The 15657-nt window shown below is 59.2% G+C and carries 10 protein-coding genes; 3 read left to right on the top strand and 7 right to left on the bottom strand.

The window, feature by feature from the left end:
* Positions 1-132: 132 nt before the first annotated feature.
* From H6F59_RS13370 to H6F59_RS13345, 6 genes are all read right to left on the bottom strand, one after another.
* Positions 133-1620 carry a diguanylate cyclase domain-containing protein gene (locus H6F59_RS13370; RefSeq protein WP_190700489.1) on the bottom strand — a complete coding sequence of 496 codons (1488 nt, stop codon included), beginning with the start codon at positions 1618-1620 and terminating at the stop codon, positions 133-135.
* Positions 1613-4717 carry an ATP-binding protein gene (locus H6F59_RS13365; protein WP_190700470.1) on the bottom strand — a complete coding sequence of 1035 codons (3105 nt, stop codon included), beginning with the start codon at positions 4715-4717 and terminating at the stop codon, positions 1613-1615. The genes H6F59_RS13370 and H6F59_RS13365 overlap by 8 nt, the downstream gene beginning before the upstream one ends.
* A 296-nt stretch (positions 4718-5013) precedes the next feature.
* Entirely contained in the window at positions 5014-5976 is a 963-nt protein-coding gene (locus H6F59_RS13360) for a sulfotransferase domain-containing protein (RefSeq protein WP_190700465.1), read from the bottom strand.
* 215 nt (positions 5977-6191) lie between these two features.
* Positions 6192-7022, bottom strand: a complete 831-nt coding sequence (locus tag H6F59_RS13355; RefSeq protein WP_190700461.1) for a DUF5602 domain-containing protein — start codon at positions 7020-7022, stop codon at positions 6192-6194.
* A gap of 234 nt (positions 7023-7256) precedes the next feature.
* On the bottom strand, positions 7257-7739 hold the full coding sequence (locus tag H6F59_RS13350; RefSeq protein ID WP_190700459.1) for a hypothetical protein: 483 nt from the start codon (positions 7737-7739) through the stop codon (positions 7257-7259).
* A gap of 38 nt (positions 7740-7777) precedes the next feature.
* Positions 7778-8230 (bottom strand): cupin domain-containing protein, encoded by a 453-nt coding sequence (locus H6F59_RS13345; protein WP_190700454.1) that lies wholly within the window; start codon positions 8228-8230, stop codon positions 7778-7780.
* 421 nt (positions 8231-8651) lie between these two features.
* Here H6F59_RS13345 and H6F59_RS13340 point away from each other — a divergent pair, with 421 nt between their 5' ends.
* The 3 genes from H6F59_RS13340 to H6F59_RS13330 all read left to right on the top strand — a co-directional run bounded on the left by H6F59_RS13340 (position 8652) and on the right by H6F59_RS13330 (position 15397).
* On the top strand, positions 8652-12638 hold the full coding sequence (locus H6F59_RS13340) for a WD40 repeat domain-containing protein (RefSeq protein ID WP_190700450.1): 3987 nt from the start codon (positions 8652-8654) through the stop codon (positions 12636-12638).
* Positions 12639-12875: 237 nt separating this feature from the next.
* Positions 12876-13142, top strand: a complete 267-nt coding sequence (locus H6F59_RS13335; protein WP_190700445.1) for a hypothetical protein — start codon at positions 12876-12878, stop codon at positions 13140-13142.
* 50 nt (positions 13143-13192) lie between these two features.
* Positions 13193-15397 carry a hypothetical protein gene (locus H6F59_RS13330; RefSeq protein WP_190700441.1) on the top strand — a complete coding sequence of 735 codons (2205 nt, stop codon included), beginning with the start codon at positions 13193-13195 and terminating at the stop codon, positions 15395-15397.
* Positions 15398-15480: 83 nt separating this feature from the next.
* On the opposite strand, the gene H6F59_RS13325 is transcribed toward H6F59_RS13330, so the two are convergent.
* Entirely contained in the window at positions 15481-15633 is a 153-nt protein-coding gene (locus H6F59_RS13325) for a hypothetical protein (protein WP_190700438.1), read from the bottom strand.
* Between the last annotated feature and the right edge of the window lie 24 nt (positions 15634-15657).

The raw sequence follows: 15657 nt of genomic DNA, 5'->3' as shown, positions 1-15657 counted from the left end.
GTCGCAAGATTTGGTGTTGCTGACTTGAAGCATGGCTTTGGGTAGGGGCACGGCCGTTTGCCCCTACGAGAGACGCTTTTGTGTGAGGACATTAAGCCGCTCTAAAAGCGTTCAACCATTTGAACGGTTAGATTAAGGCGATGTCTCGATTGAGCTGGCGACGCTTATATCTGGGGCGATGACGTATTGATTGCGCCCAGCCTGCTTGGCGGCATAGAGCGCCCGGTCGGCCAAGGCCAGGGCAGCGGTAGCCTGGGTGCCATGCTGGGGCACCGCCGCATAGATGCCAAAACTCAGGGTAAGTCGGTGGGTGGGGGCGTCGGCGATCGCCACTTTAGCGATTGCGCCTTGCATCTGCTCGACCACCCCAATGGCACCCGCCAGCTCAGTATTGGGTAAGAGCACCACAAACTCTTCACCCCCATAGCGAGCTACCAGGTCGGCGGGGCGCTTCAGGCAGCTCTGAAGCGCCTGGGCCACCGCTACCAGGCAGGTGTCGCCGCTGGGGTGGCCATAGGTGTCGTTAAACTGCTTAAAGTAGTCGATATCGCATAGAATCAGTGCTAGAGATTGCTTTTCCCGCTGTAGACGCCGCCATTCTCGCGTTAGCCGCCGATCAAAGCAGCGTCGATTGGCAATTTGCGTCAGCCCATCGGTATTTGAGATACGCTCTAGCTCCTGGTTGGCCGCGCTCAAGCGCTGATGCAGCTCGGCATGCTGAATCGAAATTTCGAGCTGCTGCACAATTAGGGTCAAGGTCTCGACCTCTTGCTGAGCCCAGGAGCGGGCGCAGGGATCATTTTGCACCACCAAGCCGCCCCACAGCTGACCCTGCTGGTGAATTGGCAAATACAACTCTTGGGGAACATCGGACCTACAGGAAGATGGCGCGGTGGGGGGAGGGAGCGGAGCCGCTTCGATCAGAGAAATCTGCTGCTTGGTGAGGTTGGGCACCACCGGAGGGTGGTGCTCTAGGTAGGGGCAGCCCAGCCCTTGAACGCAGAGTTCTGAGGACAGACCGTCGCCAGAAAGCGCCAGCAGTTTGCAGCCCTGGGGGTCGCAGGAGCGGTAAACCATCACCCGACGCGCCGTCAGCAACTGCTGAATGGCCTTGACGGTGTTGTTGAGAATGTCTTGTAGATGGATAGAGGCGTGAATGTCCTGCACGATCTGCCGCGAAATCGCCTCCCACTGGGCTTGAAACTGGGCTCGTTTGCGCAGCTGGCTCAGCTCTAAGTGGGTGCGAATGCGGGCTAGCAGCTCGACTACGTTGAAAGGCTTGGTGACATAGTCGACTGCGCCACATTCAAAAGCCTGGGCCAAATGCTCAATTTCATGGCTAGCCGTCAAGAAAATAACGGGAATATGTGCCGTTGACAGATTCTGCTGGAGCTGGGCGCACACGTCGATGCCACTCATTTCTGGCATCATCAGATCGAGCAAAATCAAGTCGGGTTTGACGTCGTTTAGCCGGTCTAAAACCTGCTGCCCGCGAGTGGCAAAGGTGGTGCGATAGCCCACCGTGTCCAGCACCTTCTGCAAAATCTTGAGATTGGCGGGCACGTCGTCGACGGCCATAATCAGGCACTGAGCAGGCTCAAACACCGGAGGGTTAACCATTGGCAGGAGCCTCACCCAAAGCCGCGACCTGGTGAGTCAGCGTCTCTAGCAGGGGCGCAAACGCATTCACGGTGTGGGGCAAATGTTCCCAATCAAACTCTTCTAGCTGCGTCGTCAGAGTGGTCAGGTAGTCAGACAGCGGTGGGTAGGGGTAAACCACGAGCGCCCCTTGCAGCCGTTCGACAAAGGTTTCGAGCGATCGCGTTTCCAGGGTTTGCCGCAGCGGTTGCCAGCAGTCAGCGGCGATCGCCTGGAGCTGGGTGAGCAACGCCAACAGCCGCTCTGGAGTCAGGGTCGCCAGAGCCACCGCACCAGGATTCGCGGCCTGGGTGCTAGAGCGTCTCTCCAAGGTGGGGAGCACCCCAGCGCCCACCACGCGCTGCATCAACTCTAGGAGCTGCTGGCGCTTGACGGGCTTGTGCAGCAACCCGTCGTACAGGTCGTTGGCGAGCATGGCTTCGCCCTCATAGCTGAGCGAAGCCGTAATCAAAATAATCGGAATCGAGCGGGTTAGCTCATGCTGCTTTAGGGCCAGGGCTGCCGCCTGCCCATCCATCAGCGGCATGCGCAGATCGAGCAAAATCAAATCGGGCAGGTGCGTCTGCGCCATCTGCACCCCCTCCAATCCGTTCTCGGCAAACAACAGACGATGGTGGGTATTGCGAAAGTAGCCCGCAATCAAATCCTGGTTTGACCGAGCATCGTCTACTACCAAAATTTTGAGCGGTGCCCACTGGTTTAAATCGGTTTCAGCCTCGGCCGCCGTCGGCTGGGAGCTACCCTCAGGGGCGATCGCCACTCGATTAAACTCACAGATAAATGTGCTCCCCCGCCCCAGCTGACTCTCGACGTCAATAGTGCCGCCCATCAGCTGGGTGAGCCGATAGGTGATCGCCAGCCCCAGCCCAGTGCCGCCAAACTTGCGATCGCTCTGGCCGTAGCTCTGGGTGAAGGCATTAAAAATTCGCTGCTGGTCGGCTTCGGCAATGCCAATGCCCGTATCGGCCACAGAGATCTTTAGATTGACCGAGGATTCACCCGGTACCGCCGGCAACCTCGTACAGGCCACCTCGATATCGACATGGCCCTGCTCGGTAAACTTCAGCGCATTGCCGACCAAGTTAAACAAAATTTGCCGCAGTCGCACCTCGTCTAGCCACAGCGCCTTGGGCAGCCCCGTGCCCAAAATCATCCGCAGCCGAATGCCCTTCTGCGCCGCCTTCTGCTGAAAAATGTGCTGAATATCTTGGATCAACAGTGTAATATCCGTCGGTTCCAGCTTGATATCCATCTGGCCCGCCTCGATTTTAGACAGGTCAAGAATGTCATTAATCAGCGACATCAGAGTTTTGCCGCTAGACGAAATCGCCTCTAGATAGTCAAGCGCCACCGGGTTTTGAATAATGGTTTGCAGCAGATCGGTAAACCCCAGCACGGCGTTCATCGGTGTGCGAATCTCATGGCTCATGTTGGCCAAAAACTCGCTCTTGGCCCGGTTCGCCACCTCGGCGCGCTCTGCCGCCTGCTCTAGGGCCACATTCGAAAAGTTCAGCACGGCCAGCATGAGGGTGCTGCGCAAATCGGCCGCTGCTTCGAGCTGCCGGGGCGACCAGGCCACCGATCGCTCCCTCACCAATTCTTTCCACAGGTCGAAAGAATGGCGGGGGCAGAGCTTGGGTTCTCCGGCCTCATCGAGGGTGACGCTGGCGCTCAGCTCACCCGCCCAGTGCACCGTTTCGATCTGTTCGGGGCGAAACAGCAAAATGTGGTACGACACGGGCCGGGGCTGCTGCAGAAAGATCGAGATCGCCAGCACCCCAGCTAACTTTACCGACCACTGCTCGCTTGGGGGGTACGCCTGCGCCAGCGCCGGGGTGGCAAACACCTGGTCTTCGCCCTGCTCGGCCAGCCAGTCAATCAGGGCTTTGACCTCGGCCTGGGCCGGAGTAGACCCCACCAGGGCATAGTCCTGATCTAAAACCAGAGCAACCCCCTCGGCCTCAAACATATCCAACAGCAGATTGGCATTGGTGGTGAGGGTTTTGAGCACCGCGTCTTCGGTTTCGTTGATAGCGATGCCGAGCTGCCCCAGCAGGGTTTTGTTTTGGGCTTGGTAATAGCTGCGCTCCTGCTCCTGGTGCCGCATCAGCTCTAGGCTGGCCACCTTGACCAGCATCGTAAACGCCATGCGGGTAATTTTGGGCACCGGCTTGGGCTGGTAGTGATGGCAGGCCACCAACCCCCACAACCGCTGATCGTCGGTGAGCGAAAAAGTCATGGAGGTGCTGACGCCCATGCGGTGTAAATAGTCGATGTGGGGTAGCGATACCCCCCGCAGTTCGGCAGCACCCAGGTCTAGGGGGCCTTTGACCGGGTTCTCCTCCGGTACCAACGGCACGGGCACATAGTCGAGATTGGGAATAAACCGGAGCGGGTTTTCATAGAACAGCGATCGCGCCTCGCGGGGGATATCGGTGGCTGGGTAGTGTAACCCTAGATAGCTCTCGTGGTCGCTGCGGTTGACTTCCGCCACCACCACCCCGCTCTGATCGGGCTGAAAGCGATACACCATTACCCGGTCAAACCCGGTCAACCGCTGAATTTCGTGGGCAAAAATCTCGACCAGCGCCTGCAGGTCTGAGGCGGTGCCAAAGGCGGCGATCGCCGTGTTGATTTGGCAGCATAGCTCCTCCGACATGGGTTCGTTGGTGGTCTGCGGCTCTAGCTCCATCAGCACAGTCTCTTGCTGCCAGTGCAGGCTGACCGCAAAGGACTGCTCGGTTGTCGAGTGGGTTAGGGTGAGGTAGGCCGACGCCTGGGTTTGGTCGAGGCAGTGGCGCAGCAGCTCAATATCGGCGGCGGCAAAGACCACGGTTAAGGGCTGCCCGATCAGCGCGGCGGGGGGCTGGTGCAGCAGCGTCTCGACATTGGCGCTCACCTGCAAGATCGTCAGGTCTGGGTAGCTCAGGGAGAGCAACAGGCCGTGGGGCTGAATGCTCTTGATGAAGCGGATCGGATAGGGATTGCAGACCTCTAGGGCAAGCAAATCGTCATTGTTGAGCGATCGCAGGGGTCTATAGTCAAGAGTTTCAGCCATGCCAACCTAGCCGAGGAAGTGCTAGCAGCTAGCAGCTGTTAGCGTTTACATCATGTCCAGCTGAGAGTCGTTTTCCTACCGACAGTTACTCGCTATACCGTTCATAATGCCCACAACTAAAGCCACCAGGAGCTAAACTACCCAACCTAAAGTAATTCGAATTATTCGATCGCAGCGTGACGATTTCTGCTCTAACCGCATCAAAGGTGCGGCTCCATCATCCCTACGGCAAAGCCACCCTAGGCGTCTGGCTAGGGTGGCTTTGACCGCAGTGACTGAGCTTTTACAAGAGAAGCCTAACCTACTGGTAGTTCGCCATTGGCTAGCCAGTAGGCGCAATCTTTGCCGAGCTGGGCCTGGGCCACAGACTCATACCATTCGATATCCTCAGCCGTGAGAATGTCGCGCCAGCGACCATTGGTGCCTTTGTTGATAAAGGTTTTGGCCCCACCCGCAAAGATTTGACCGGCCAGGGGCGCGACCTGCTCAGCGTGGCACTTCATATAGTCGAAGGTGCAGTGCTCTACAATGCTGTCCCACTGGGCTTCGTCTACGGAAATTTCCAGAAATTCAGCAATGCGGTGCATTTGACCGGGCAGATCGGCCTTGAGCTGGGCGTAGTGCACCATCAGCACGTTGGGCAAGTGGCGCACCTCCCACCACGATCGCATGTTGTCCCACAGCGACCAGAAGGGGTAACCGTCGCCCTGCAACCAGTCATGGAAGTACTGCCGAATTGAGCTGCAAGGCGGTTCGAGGGGTGGCCCTACTAAGCCTGGCGTGTTGTTCACCAGGTCATAAAATAGGTCATTGGCGTTAGCGTGGTGGTTGTAGAGGCTCCACAGCACGTCACGACCATCGCGGCCAATGTAGATGTACTTCGCCTGAGGCGAAAAGACCAGGGCATCCACCGGCAGGTGCGTCTTGAGAAAGCGGCGGTGGGTTTGGGCCTCCATGGCGGCCAGTTTCACCGGGGCGGGGGGCACCCGCAAATCCATCCAGGGCGACATATCGCCGACATTGAGCCCCTCCTGGCCGTTAAAAATCAGCTGGGCGATAATCTGCTGCATCCAGGTGGTGCCAGACTTGCCGTAGGTGGCAATTACAACGTCGTCGTCGCGAAACTGAAAGTCATTCCAGATGGTGGAGTCAAAGTGGTGGCTATGCAGTTCGTGGGTCTTGACGGGCCAGTTGTTTGCCCAGGCTCGGTTGGGGTCTGCAACTGGGGTTTGAGCAGGCTTGTGAATGGCTTGGGTCATCGGTGGCTCTCCTTGGCAAGAGGTGAAATGTAGTGGTTGTTACACAGCTTCAATAGCTACAAGCGGCGGCGCAGGCTTTCCTGACAGACGATGATTTCGTTGAGTTAACGTCCGTGGGTAGCATTCCCAACGGGGTCGGCTTAGCTGTGAGAACAGTTGAGCGTTACAGAACAGACAGAACGGCGAGTTTGCGATCGCCCTACCATGCCCTGTTTCTAGGGCTGCCAAAAATCCGTCAGCGCCACGGTATAGGTCTGGTCGGCTTCGTTGTAGGCGATGCGGTAGCGGGTGGGGTAAAGCCCTGGTTTGGCGTAGTTTTGGGGGAGGGCAAAGGCCCCTTCAAAATCCTGTTGGCTGCGGAGAAAATCGAAGGACACCATGGGTTCAATGAAGGCGATCGCCCCTTCATAAAAACCGTAGATCAGCGTGTGGTCAAAGCCGTGGGGATGGCCCTGAAACTCTGCCGCCGTGGGGTCGGCCCAGTGGGCCCCCATGCGGGGTTCGGCACTGTCGGGGGCCATTACGTAACCCGCCGGAATGTACTCTGGGGCCGGAGTTTTGTAGGCTTTCTCCAGGTCGGCCCCCTGAGCAGTAATGGCCTCGCGCTCAGCGGGGGTCAGAGTGTAGGCGTGAATATCGAAGTGGGCATCGCCGTAGATCGGTTCGGGGGGGTGCCCGTGGGGCCGCCAGTCGATAGCAATGTGGTCGATCGCCGTAGATTCAGCCTGAAAGGGCAGGGGCAAGATGAGTTCGGTGCCCTCCTGGGGCAGCCCAGCTAGAGCCGCCGCTGTGATCGTCACCCCCACCTCTTGGGGATGGTTTTGGCTGTCTAGCGCAACGTAGGTGCGCACGGTGCCGTTGCCCAAGGTCTGGGGCTCGCCTTCGATCACAGACGGGTCGGTGTTGTCTTCGGAGGCCGAGGCCATGCCCGCGATCGGCTGGGGATTGCTGTCCAACGCCATGTCTGACACTTGAGAGTAGCCAGTGGCCGAGAGCAGCACCAGGGCAGCGCTAGTGCTGTAGAGCAGAATTTGAAAAGGACGCATGGGGGCTCCGTGGGGGTAAGGGGGTAGGGGGTGGATGGGTGGGAGGGTAGGAGGGTGGATGGATGGGGAGTGATGGGGTAGGGGGCGGGGGGTTAGTTCGTGGGGGGTGGTGATGGGTTAATCGAGGGGGTGGGGTATTGAGGAGAGAGGGGACTCAACTTAGCCGAGGGAATGTCTTGCTCAAGGCGATCGCCAGGGGCGGTAAAAGCTGAGGGGGAATCCGGCTGGCCTGGACTAGCGGGCTGGGGCGAGGGCGAACTGATCGACTAGGGCGGGCAGATGCTCGGGGCTAAAGACGGCCTGGTATTTAACGGCCATGACTGGAGTGAGCAGCTCTAGCATGAGCCGGTTTTCGACCCAAAATTCGACTACGTCAAACAGGCCGTCGCGGTTGGCAAAGAGTACGCGCCAGCCTTCGCGATCGCCAATTCGCTCAATTTCTTCGAGGCTCATGGGCACCGAAATAGCGGCGTGAAATGCGGAGTACTGAGGCCGCTGTGAAGTTAGCTGAAAGCCTGCCTGACCCTCGTGGCTATCGGGAAAGATCTCTGATCCGGTGGGGTAGACCTCGATCGCGGTGCCATGGACATCGGCGGCTAGGGTCATGTAGCTGCCTGGGTTTGGCGGAAAGGGAATCACATAGCCCTGAAAAATTTCGGCCATGACGGTGGCTACGTGGAGCGGATCGTTAGCGCTGATAGAAATGTGGTGAATCATTGAAATCTCCTTAGTTGCTAGGGGTGGCAGTAGGCGAGTTAGCGCAGTTCTAGACCGTACTTGGTGCAGATTTCCTGCATGGTTTCCATATCGGTGGTGAGATCTGAGACGCGATCGCTCACTTCGAGATAAAACGCTTCGGCAGAGGCTGGGGCAATCAACAGCAGGGCGCGACCCACCGGGGAGAGAATCTTAAAACCGTGCACTGCACCGGCGGGCACATGGGCAGTGCTGCCTGCGGGGCAGATCTGCTGCTGGTTGCCGATCAGCATTTCGAACTCCCCTTCGAGGACGTAGAACGTTTCTTCCCAGGGGTGGCTGTGCAGGGGAGCACCGCTACCGGCGGTATCGGTGAGTTCAGCTAGAGCGTAGTAACCATTGGTGTCTACGGAGGTCAGTTTGCGAGTGATGGTGTGGGTGAGCATCTGGTAGGCTCGACCCTCGTCAGACTCTAAAAAGATGGGGCGTTGGCGTTGCAGAGTAATCGTCATCGGAGTTCTCCTTACAGCATTGATAAAGGGGGTTGGACAGAACATTTCCCTGCCGGGAGGCTTGGTGAAGCAGAGACGCAACCTACACGGCCAGTCTTGGTTGGCGCTGCCTCACTCAGCCGACCTGGTGTTTAACCATGTCCCCAATATCGTCAGAAAGCCTTGCTGTCACCAGAGAAGATACGGATAGTTAGGCGATCACTTAGATCCCTTAGTTAGGCATCAGTTTCGAGTTAGTCGAGCCTGCTCAAGGAGCGGCGCATTCAGGGTTGTGCAATGGTCAAGGCCAACCCGACGTCGCCGCCCTAGCCCATGCTTAACTCGAACTTATCTCGGTTAACTGACGTAAAATAAGTAACATTCCTGGGTCTGCGGCTGACCGTATGCCTGATTGTTATTCTTTGATCCACCTTGACCCGCTATGCCCGCTAAAAAGAGTCGCCGTCGGGGAGTAGTTTTATCGCTAGCGGGCCAGCGCAAACTGGATGCAGCACGCCGACAGCTAGAGGCAACCCTCAACAACGGCGATCGCTTCACCCTCGAAGAAATTAGCGATCGCACCCGCCTCGCCCTCAGCACCGTCACCCGCGTGCTCGACGGTCAAAACGGCGTTGACAAACAAACCCTCGACCAATTCTTCGCCGCCTTCGACCTACTCCTAGAGCGCACCGATTACCAACACCCCAACCCTGGCGAACTCTCCCCACCCGAAACCCCAGCAACATCCCAACCCCCTACCCCCTACCCCTCCACCCCTTCACCCCCTACCCCCCTTACCCTTGACTGGGGCGAAGCCATCGACGCCTCCCTCTTCTACGGCCGCGCCACCGAGCTTGACACCCTAGCGCAGTGGATTCAACGCGATCGCTGCCGTCTGGTCGCCATCCTCGGCATGGGCGGCATCGGCAAGACGGCGCTGTCGGTAAAGCTCGCGCAGAGGCTGAGTGAGCGGGAGGGTGGGAGGGTAGATGGGTGGGAGAGTAGAAGGATGGATGGGTGGATGAGTCCGCCAAAAGCCGATGCCTTAGAAAACCAAGCAGCAAATTCCCTCCCTACCCCCCTACCCTCCCACTCGCCTACCCATCCACCCTCCCACCCATTCACCCATCCACCCTTCTCCGCCATCATCTGGCGCACCCTCCGCAACGCCCCGCCCCTAGAGCTGCTGCTCACCGATCTGATCCAGGTGCTCTCGGGTCAGCAGGAAAGCCCTTCGACGCTGGCGGTTGCGCCGCTGCTCTCGCGATTGATGCATTACCTGCGGCAGCAGCGCTGTCTGCTGGTGCTCGACAACGGCGAAACGCTGCTGCAAGAGGGAAAACTGACCGGGGCCTACCGCGAGGGCTACGAAGCCTACGGCGAGCTGCTGCGTCAGGTGGGCGAGCTGCCCCACCAGAGCTGTGTGGTGCTGACCAGCCGCGAAAAGCCCTCGGTGCTAGCTGATATGGAGGGGGCGACGCTGCCGGTGCGATCGCTGACTCTGCCCGGCCTACCGCCGGCGGATACTGACCAAATTTTTGATGCGATTGGGCTGTCGCGATCGCCCACCGGACGCTACCAGCTGCTCAACAGCTATAGCGGCAATCCCCTAGCGCTCAAGATCGTCGCCACCTCCATTCGCGAGCTGTTTGGCGGCGATGTCGATGCGTTTGTGCAGGAAGAAACTACCGTTTTCAACGGCATTCGCCGCCTGCTCGACCAGCAGTACCAGCGCCTCGCGCCCCTAGAGCAGCAGATCATGGGCTGGTTGGCGATCAACCGCGACTGGGTAACCATTGCCGATTTGCAGACCGACATCGTGCCCGCCATCCCCAAGCAGCGCCTGCTCGAAACCCTAGAGTCGCTGGCGCGGCGCAGCCTGATCGAGCAAAAGCATGCCCGCTTTACCCAGCAGCCCGTGGTGATGGAGTATGTGACCGAGCGCCTGATTGAGCAGATCAGCGACGAGATTATCGCTATGCCTCAGGTGGCCCCAGCCGAGGGGCTGCTGATTGACCGCTATGCCCTGCTCAAAGCCACCGCCAAAGAATATATCCGCGATAGCCAGACCCGGCTGATTTTGCAGCCCATTGCCCAAAACCTCTGCGCTCGCTTTAATTCGACCGCTGCCCTCGATCGCCAGATGCGGCAACTGCTGACCCTGCTGCGGCAGACCTTTACCCAAAGCTATAGCTACGGGGTCGGCAACCTGCTCAACCTGATGCAGTACCTCAAGCTCGACCTCACCGGCTACGACCTCTCGGGGCTGACCATTCGTCAGGCCGGCCTGCAAAAGACGCCTCTGCAACAGGTCAATCTGGCCCACGCCAACCTAATCGCCTGCCGCTTTGCCGAGCCAGTGCCCCACCCCAACGCGCTGATTGCCAGTGCCGACGGTGACTTCATTGCCATGGGTGGTGAAGACGGCATGGTGCAGGTGTGGCAGGCCTCTACCGGGCTGCCGGTCTTCATCATGCAGGCCCACAGCACCTACATTTTTGCCCTAGCCTTTAGCCCAGACGGGCAAGTGCTGGTCACCGGCAGCATGGATACGGGCGTCAAATTTTGGGATATGGCCACCGGCCACTGCCTGCAAACCTGGCACTACGACCACCCTTGGGGGCTGACCTTTAGTCCTGACGGCACCGTGCTGGCTGGCAGCCTAGGCGACACCAGCCGCTCCATTCTGTTGTGGAACTGGCGCACGGGTGAGGTGCTGCAATCGCTCACCGGGCACAGCGGCCCCGCCAACGGCATTGCCTTTGGCCCCCACCCGATCGCCATGGCCCCCGGCGAACCGCCCCGCCGCATCCTCGTCAGCTGCGGCCAGGATGGCCTGGTCAAAGTGTGGGATATCGACAGCGGTGAATGCCTGCACACTATGACCGAGCACATCGGCATGTGCTGGACGCTGGCCATGCACCCAGGGGGCGATCGCTTTGCCACCTCCAGCTTTGACCACACCGTCAAAATTTGGGACATCGCCACCGGCACCTGCCTGCACACCCTGCGCGGCCACACCGCCGAAGTCTGCGGCGTTCACTTCAGCCCCGACGGCCAGCTGGTCGCCAGCGCCAGCAGCGATCGCACCCTCCGCCTCTGGGATGTCGCTACCGGCCAGTGCCTCACCGTGCTCACCGGCCACACCGACAGCGTTTGGGGCACAGCCTTCATCAACGGCAACACCCCCGACGGCCAGTGGCTCCCCGGCCAAGCCCTAGTCAGCATCGGCATCGACCAAACCATCCGCTTCTGGGACGTCAGCCGCCCAGTAACTCCGTCTTCTCCCCAGCCGCCTGAACAGACACACAAGTCTCCCCCACCCCTTCACCCATCCACCCTCCTACCCTCCCACCCTCCCACCCTCCCACCCTCCCACTCCCCCACCCCCACCCCAATCTCCGGCCACTGCCTCAAAACCATCCAAGGCGGCAACGCCGGACTGCGCTCCATCGCCTGTCACCCCCACCGTCACCTGATCGCCAGCGGCGGCCTGGGGGGCACCATTCGCCTGTGGAACGAGGCCGGTGAATGCGTGCAAACCTTCACCGGCTACGAAGGCAGTATTTGGAAGGTCGCCTTTCATCCCCGAGGCGATCTGCTGGCTAGCGCCAGCCTCAACGGCGAAGTACATATTTGGGAGTTGGCCACGGGCCGCTGCCGCTACACCCTGCGTCGCGAGAACAACTCGTGGATTCAGGCCTTTGGCTACACGCCCCAAGGCTACCTGCTCAGCGCCACCAGCTCCGACGCCACCATTCGCTATTGGGATAGCGACAGCGGCGAATGCCTGCGCAGCATCGTGCTCGACCCCGACGCCTATCTGTTGGGCCTAGCTGTAGAGCCCCAGGGTCAGTATTTTGTCACCGTTGGCAACGACGGTGCTCTGCGCTGGTGGGATGTAGAAACCGGCGCAAGTCTGCGGGTGGGCGGTGGCCAAGAGGGCCACACCTGGGGGGTTACCATTCATCCTCACGAGCCACTGATGGCCACTGTCGGCAACCTATCCGACATCAAGCTTTGGAATGTGGAAACCGGGGAATTCCTCCACAAACTGGAGGGGCACACCGGTATTCACGGCGGGCTAGTATTTAGCCCCGACGGGTCGCTGCTGGTGAGCGGTCGCAGCGATCGCACTATCCGCGTCTGGGATGTCGCCACCTGGAATTGCCTGCGGGTGATCGAGGGCCATACTTCAATCGTCACCGCCGTCATTTTTCTGCCCACCCCCGCCCCCGGTAGCCGCTACCCCATGCTGGCCAGTTGCAGCCTTGATGAAACCATTCGACTGTGGAATGTGGAAACTGGGGAATGCCTCGCCATCATGCGCCCCGATCGCCTCTACGAAGCAATGAATATCACCGGCATTACTGGTCTCTCTCCCAGCGAAATCGACATCCTCAAAAGCCTGGGGGCGGTAGACCTGTAACTTAAGTTGCGGGGTTGGCCAGCCCAGGGGCAGGCAACGGTGAAACCAGCCCAATCCTCTGTCAACGGTGACAGTGTCGCTTTAGCAGTGCCACTTTGAACGAGCGTCTATTTCAACCCACTGCTCCGCATGGCCTAGGACAAGATTGACGGTGTGGAATGCTGCGACTTTTTGCCGCTTGCTAACCTTGGCCAGCGGCCCCACCGTTACCCTCCACCCCTGTCTTCCGCCGTTTCTATGCAGCGCAGATTTTTACCTCTTACCGCTCCGGCCCAGCCGGTGGCGGCCACGGCTGACCAGGTGGTGTTTACGGCCCCGCTACGTCCGGAGTTTAGGGATTGCACGGGCAGCGCTAGCGCTGAACAAATGGCCATGTATCAAGCCGAGTTTGCCGGGGGTCAGGTGCGCTTTACCCTCAATCTGCTCGGCGACGGCACGCGAGAGGTGCTGGCCTCTAGGGTTTCTGTGGATCGCCCCTATGTCTTTTGGCGAGCGGTTGAATAGACCTCGCGATCGCTCACTCTTCCCTCTGACCCAACCATTCTCTGGCAACCATGATTCGCTCTATTCAGTCGGTTTTATTGTTGGGTGTGCTGGCGATCGCGCCTTTGGAAAACGCCATCAACCCCATTTATGTAGCTCAGGCTCAAGCGGCGGCTACTGCCGTTTGCGACCCCAATGCTCCCCTGCAAAACCGGCTGGCCATGGCGGAGGATCAGGTGCGGTCTGCCATGGAAAGCGCTCAACCCGATATGGCCCTGTCATCGTTACAAGAGACTTTGACGATTGCTGGGCAGCTGCAAGACGGGCGGCGGCAGGCAGATCTACTACAGCAGTGGTTGCTCGATGCTAACGAGGGCTACCCAACGACGCGGTGGCAGCGATTGACCCAAGGTGATCAGGCGGCGCGTTGGCGTAGCCTCCCGGAACGGGAATCGCCCCAGCTTCGGGCCACCCTGGATCAGTTTTTGGCGTTGGCCAATCAGCTGCCCTCGGGCTACAGCTATGTCAAAGCGCGATCGCTCGCGGCGATTGCCCGCTACTACACCGTTTTAGAGCAGCGTGAAACCCCATCTGCTAGGCAAGCCCAAGAGCAGGCGCGGCAGGCAGCAACCTTGATTCGCGGCAGCGATTTCACCGCCAGTGCGCTGATCGATATTGCTGAAACCTACGCATTCATGGGCGATACAACCTCGGCGTTGGTAGTGCTGATCCAGGTGGGGGGAGCGGTTGAGCAAATTCCGCCCGGCACCTCTGAGAGGCTGAAGCTATCTATTTTGCAGCGCATGGCAACTACCTATGCCCACATTGGCCACTTCGCACCCGCCGAAGCCATTGCTGCCGATTTGCCCGATGAGTATGAGCTGAGGTCGATCGCGCTGCGGGGGATAGTGGAAGGGTCAATTACTGTGCGAAATCTGAGCGCGGCAGAGACGACAGCGCAAGCTATTCCTGCTGCGACCCAGCGCATTTTGGCCCTGGGCAAGGTGGCGATCGGCTACCACAACGCTAACCAGCCCGCCTATGCCGCTCGGGTGATGGCCCAGGCCAGGGAGCAGGCCGAGTCGGCTACGGGCTTAAATGCAGAGTTTGTCTTTGGAACCTTAGTTGACACCTACCTTCAGCTGGGGCAACGGGACGAAGCCCTTGAGCTGGCCCAAACTCAGCTCAAGGTCACTCAACAGGAGTCGATTAAATCGGTGATGGTGGCTTACAGCCAGGCCGGGCAGCAGGATGTGGTTGAGGCGTGGCTGTCAGGCCAGTTGAGTGACCTTCAGGCGATCGCTGACCCCTGGGAACAAAGCTTTTCCTTAGGGAGCCTGCTGGAACTGGCGATCGACATCCAACAATTTGACTGGATTCGTCAATCCTGGAGCCAGCTTGCGGCTATCAGCTACGGCCCTCAAGATGAGCAAATAGTCAGTGTCGTCACCGCCTACGCGGCCACGGGGCAATACGACCAGGCAGCGGCGTGGGCCAAACAGCTGCCCCTGGCCAATCGGCCCGTCTTGCGGGTTCGGCTGCTAGCGGCGATCGCGCTGAGCGCTCATCAGGCCGGTCAAACTACCTGGGCCAACAATTTGCTCCAGCAAACGTTGCAGAGCATAGACGATCTGGTCGCCACTCATCAGCGCCAGTTCCCCGAAGAGGTGACGCAAAGCGCGGCGATCGAGCCCGGTGCCCTCGTCGCCATTGCCGTTGTCTATGCCCAAATGGGGCAAGCCGACCTCACCCGCGAACTGCTGCAGCGGGTCGGTACCATCGAACAACCCTTTGAGGTATTTATGGCGGCGAGGCAGTATGTCGGGGCGCTGCAGATCGCCCGGGCTACCTCTCCCGCAGAGGTACGCATTGAGCGCTTGCAGAGAAGTGCAACAGCTCTGCTGCAGCAAAACCGTTTTGATCTGGCCCTGCCCGTGGTCAACGAACTCTCTGAACCCAGCCGTCAGGCTCAGCTCCTGCTGGCGATCGCCCAACGCTATGGCGATTTGCAGCAGGTCGAGGCCGCGCTGCCCATCTTGGCTCAAGCCTTCCAGGTGGCGCAGACCATCCCTGGCGAAGAATCCCAGGTCGATCGCTTCGGGACCGAGGGCTACACAGTCATCGATAGGGAGGACGATCGAGGCAGTTTGCTAGAAGCGATCGCTCTGCAATATGCCCAGCTGGGGCAGGGCGATCAAGCCCGGCAGGTGGCCAATCAACTTCGGTCAACTCATTTACGCCAGCAGGTCATGGCATCCATTCGCTGCATTCTATAGCTGTAGCCAGTTCGGTTCAGACCTTTTCTGAGCGAACAGTGAAACGTTTGAACGTTTCAGCATTGCTGAACTGAGGCAGGAATTTAGGTAAGGGCGCGCAGCCAAGTCAAAGGTTTTATGGCCGCTTGCCCTGACAGGCAATGCCGCATCAGCCTCAAGCGCCGCTGCATGTTTTGCCAAGCGTACAAACCCTTGGCCAGGGTGGTTGTGTTGTGGCCGTTGTAAACCGCAGCCATGACCATACAATTTGGCAGTGGTCA

The organism is Nodosilinea sp. FACHB-141, from assembly GCF_014696135.1.
GTDB lineage: Bacteria > Cyanobacteriota > Cyanobacteriia > Phormidesmidales > Phormidesmidaceae > Nodosilinea.
Note: the sequence above shows the minus strand (reverse complement) of the source record. Positions and strands in the feature narration are given on the sequence as shown.

What these genes read in the sequence shown, in the direction of transcription:
- H6F59_RS13330 (WP_190700441.1), top strand. Translation starts at nt 13,193, where the DNA reads ATGATTCGCTCTATTCAGTCGGTTTTATTGTTGGGTGTGCTGGCGATC.
- H6F59_RS13335 (WP_190700445.1), top strand. Translation starts at nt 12,876, where the DNA reads ATGCAGCGCAGATTTTTACCTCTTACCGCTCCGGCCCAGCCGGTGGCG.
- H6F59_RS13325 (WP_190700438.1), bottom strand. Translation starts at nt 15,633, where the DNA reads ATGGCTGCGGTTTACAACGGCCACAACACAACCACCCTGGCCAAGGGT.
- H6F59_RS13370 (WP_190700489.1), bottom strand. Translation starts at nt 1,620, where the DNA reads ATGGTTAACCCTCCGGTGTTTGAGCCTGCTCAGTGCCTGATTATGGCC.
- H6F59_RS13360 (WP_190700465.1), bottom strand. Translation starts at nt 5,976, where the DNA reads ATGACCCAAGCCATTCACAAGCCTGCTCAAACCCCAGTTGCAGACCCC.
- H6F59_RS13340 (WP_190700450.1), top strand. Translation starts at nt 8,652, where the DNA reads ATGCCCGCTAAAAAGAGTCGCCGTCGGGGAGTAGTTTTATCGCTAGCG.
- H6F59_RS13355 (WP_190700461.1), bottom strand. Translation starts at nt 7,022, where the DNA reads ATGCGTCCTTTTCAAATTCTGCTCTACAGCACTAGCGCTGCCCTGGTG.
- H6F59_RS13345 (WP_190700454.1), bottom strand. Translation starts at nt 8,230, where the DNA reads ATGACGATTACTCTGCAACGCCAACGCCCCATCTTTTTAGAGTCTGAC.
- H6F59_RS13365 (WP_190700470.1), bottom strand. Translation starts at nt 4,717, where the DNA reads ATGGCTGAAACTCTTGACTATAGACCCCTGCGATCGCTCAACAATGAC.
- H6F59_RS13350 (WP_190700459.1), bottom strand. Translation starts at nt 7,739, where the DNA reads ATGATTCACCACATTTCTATCAGCGCTAACGATCCGCTCCACGTAGCC.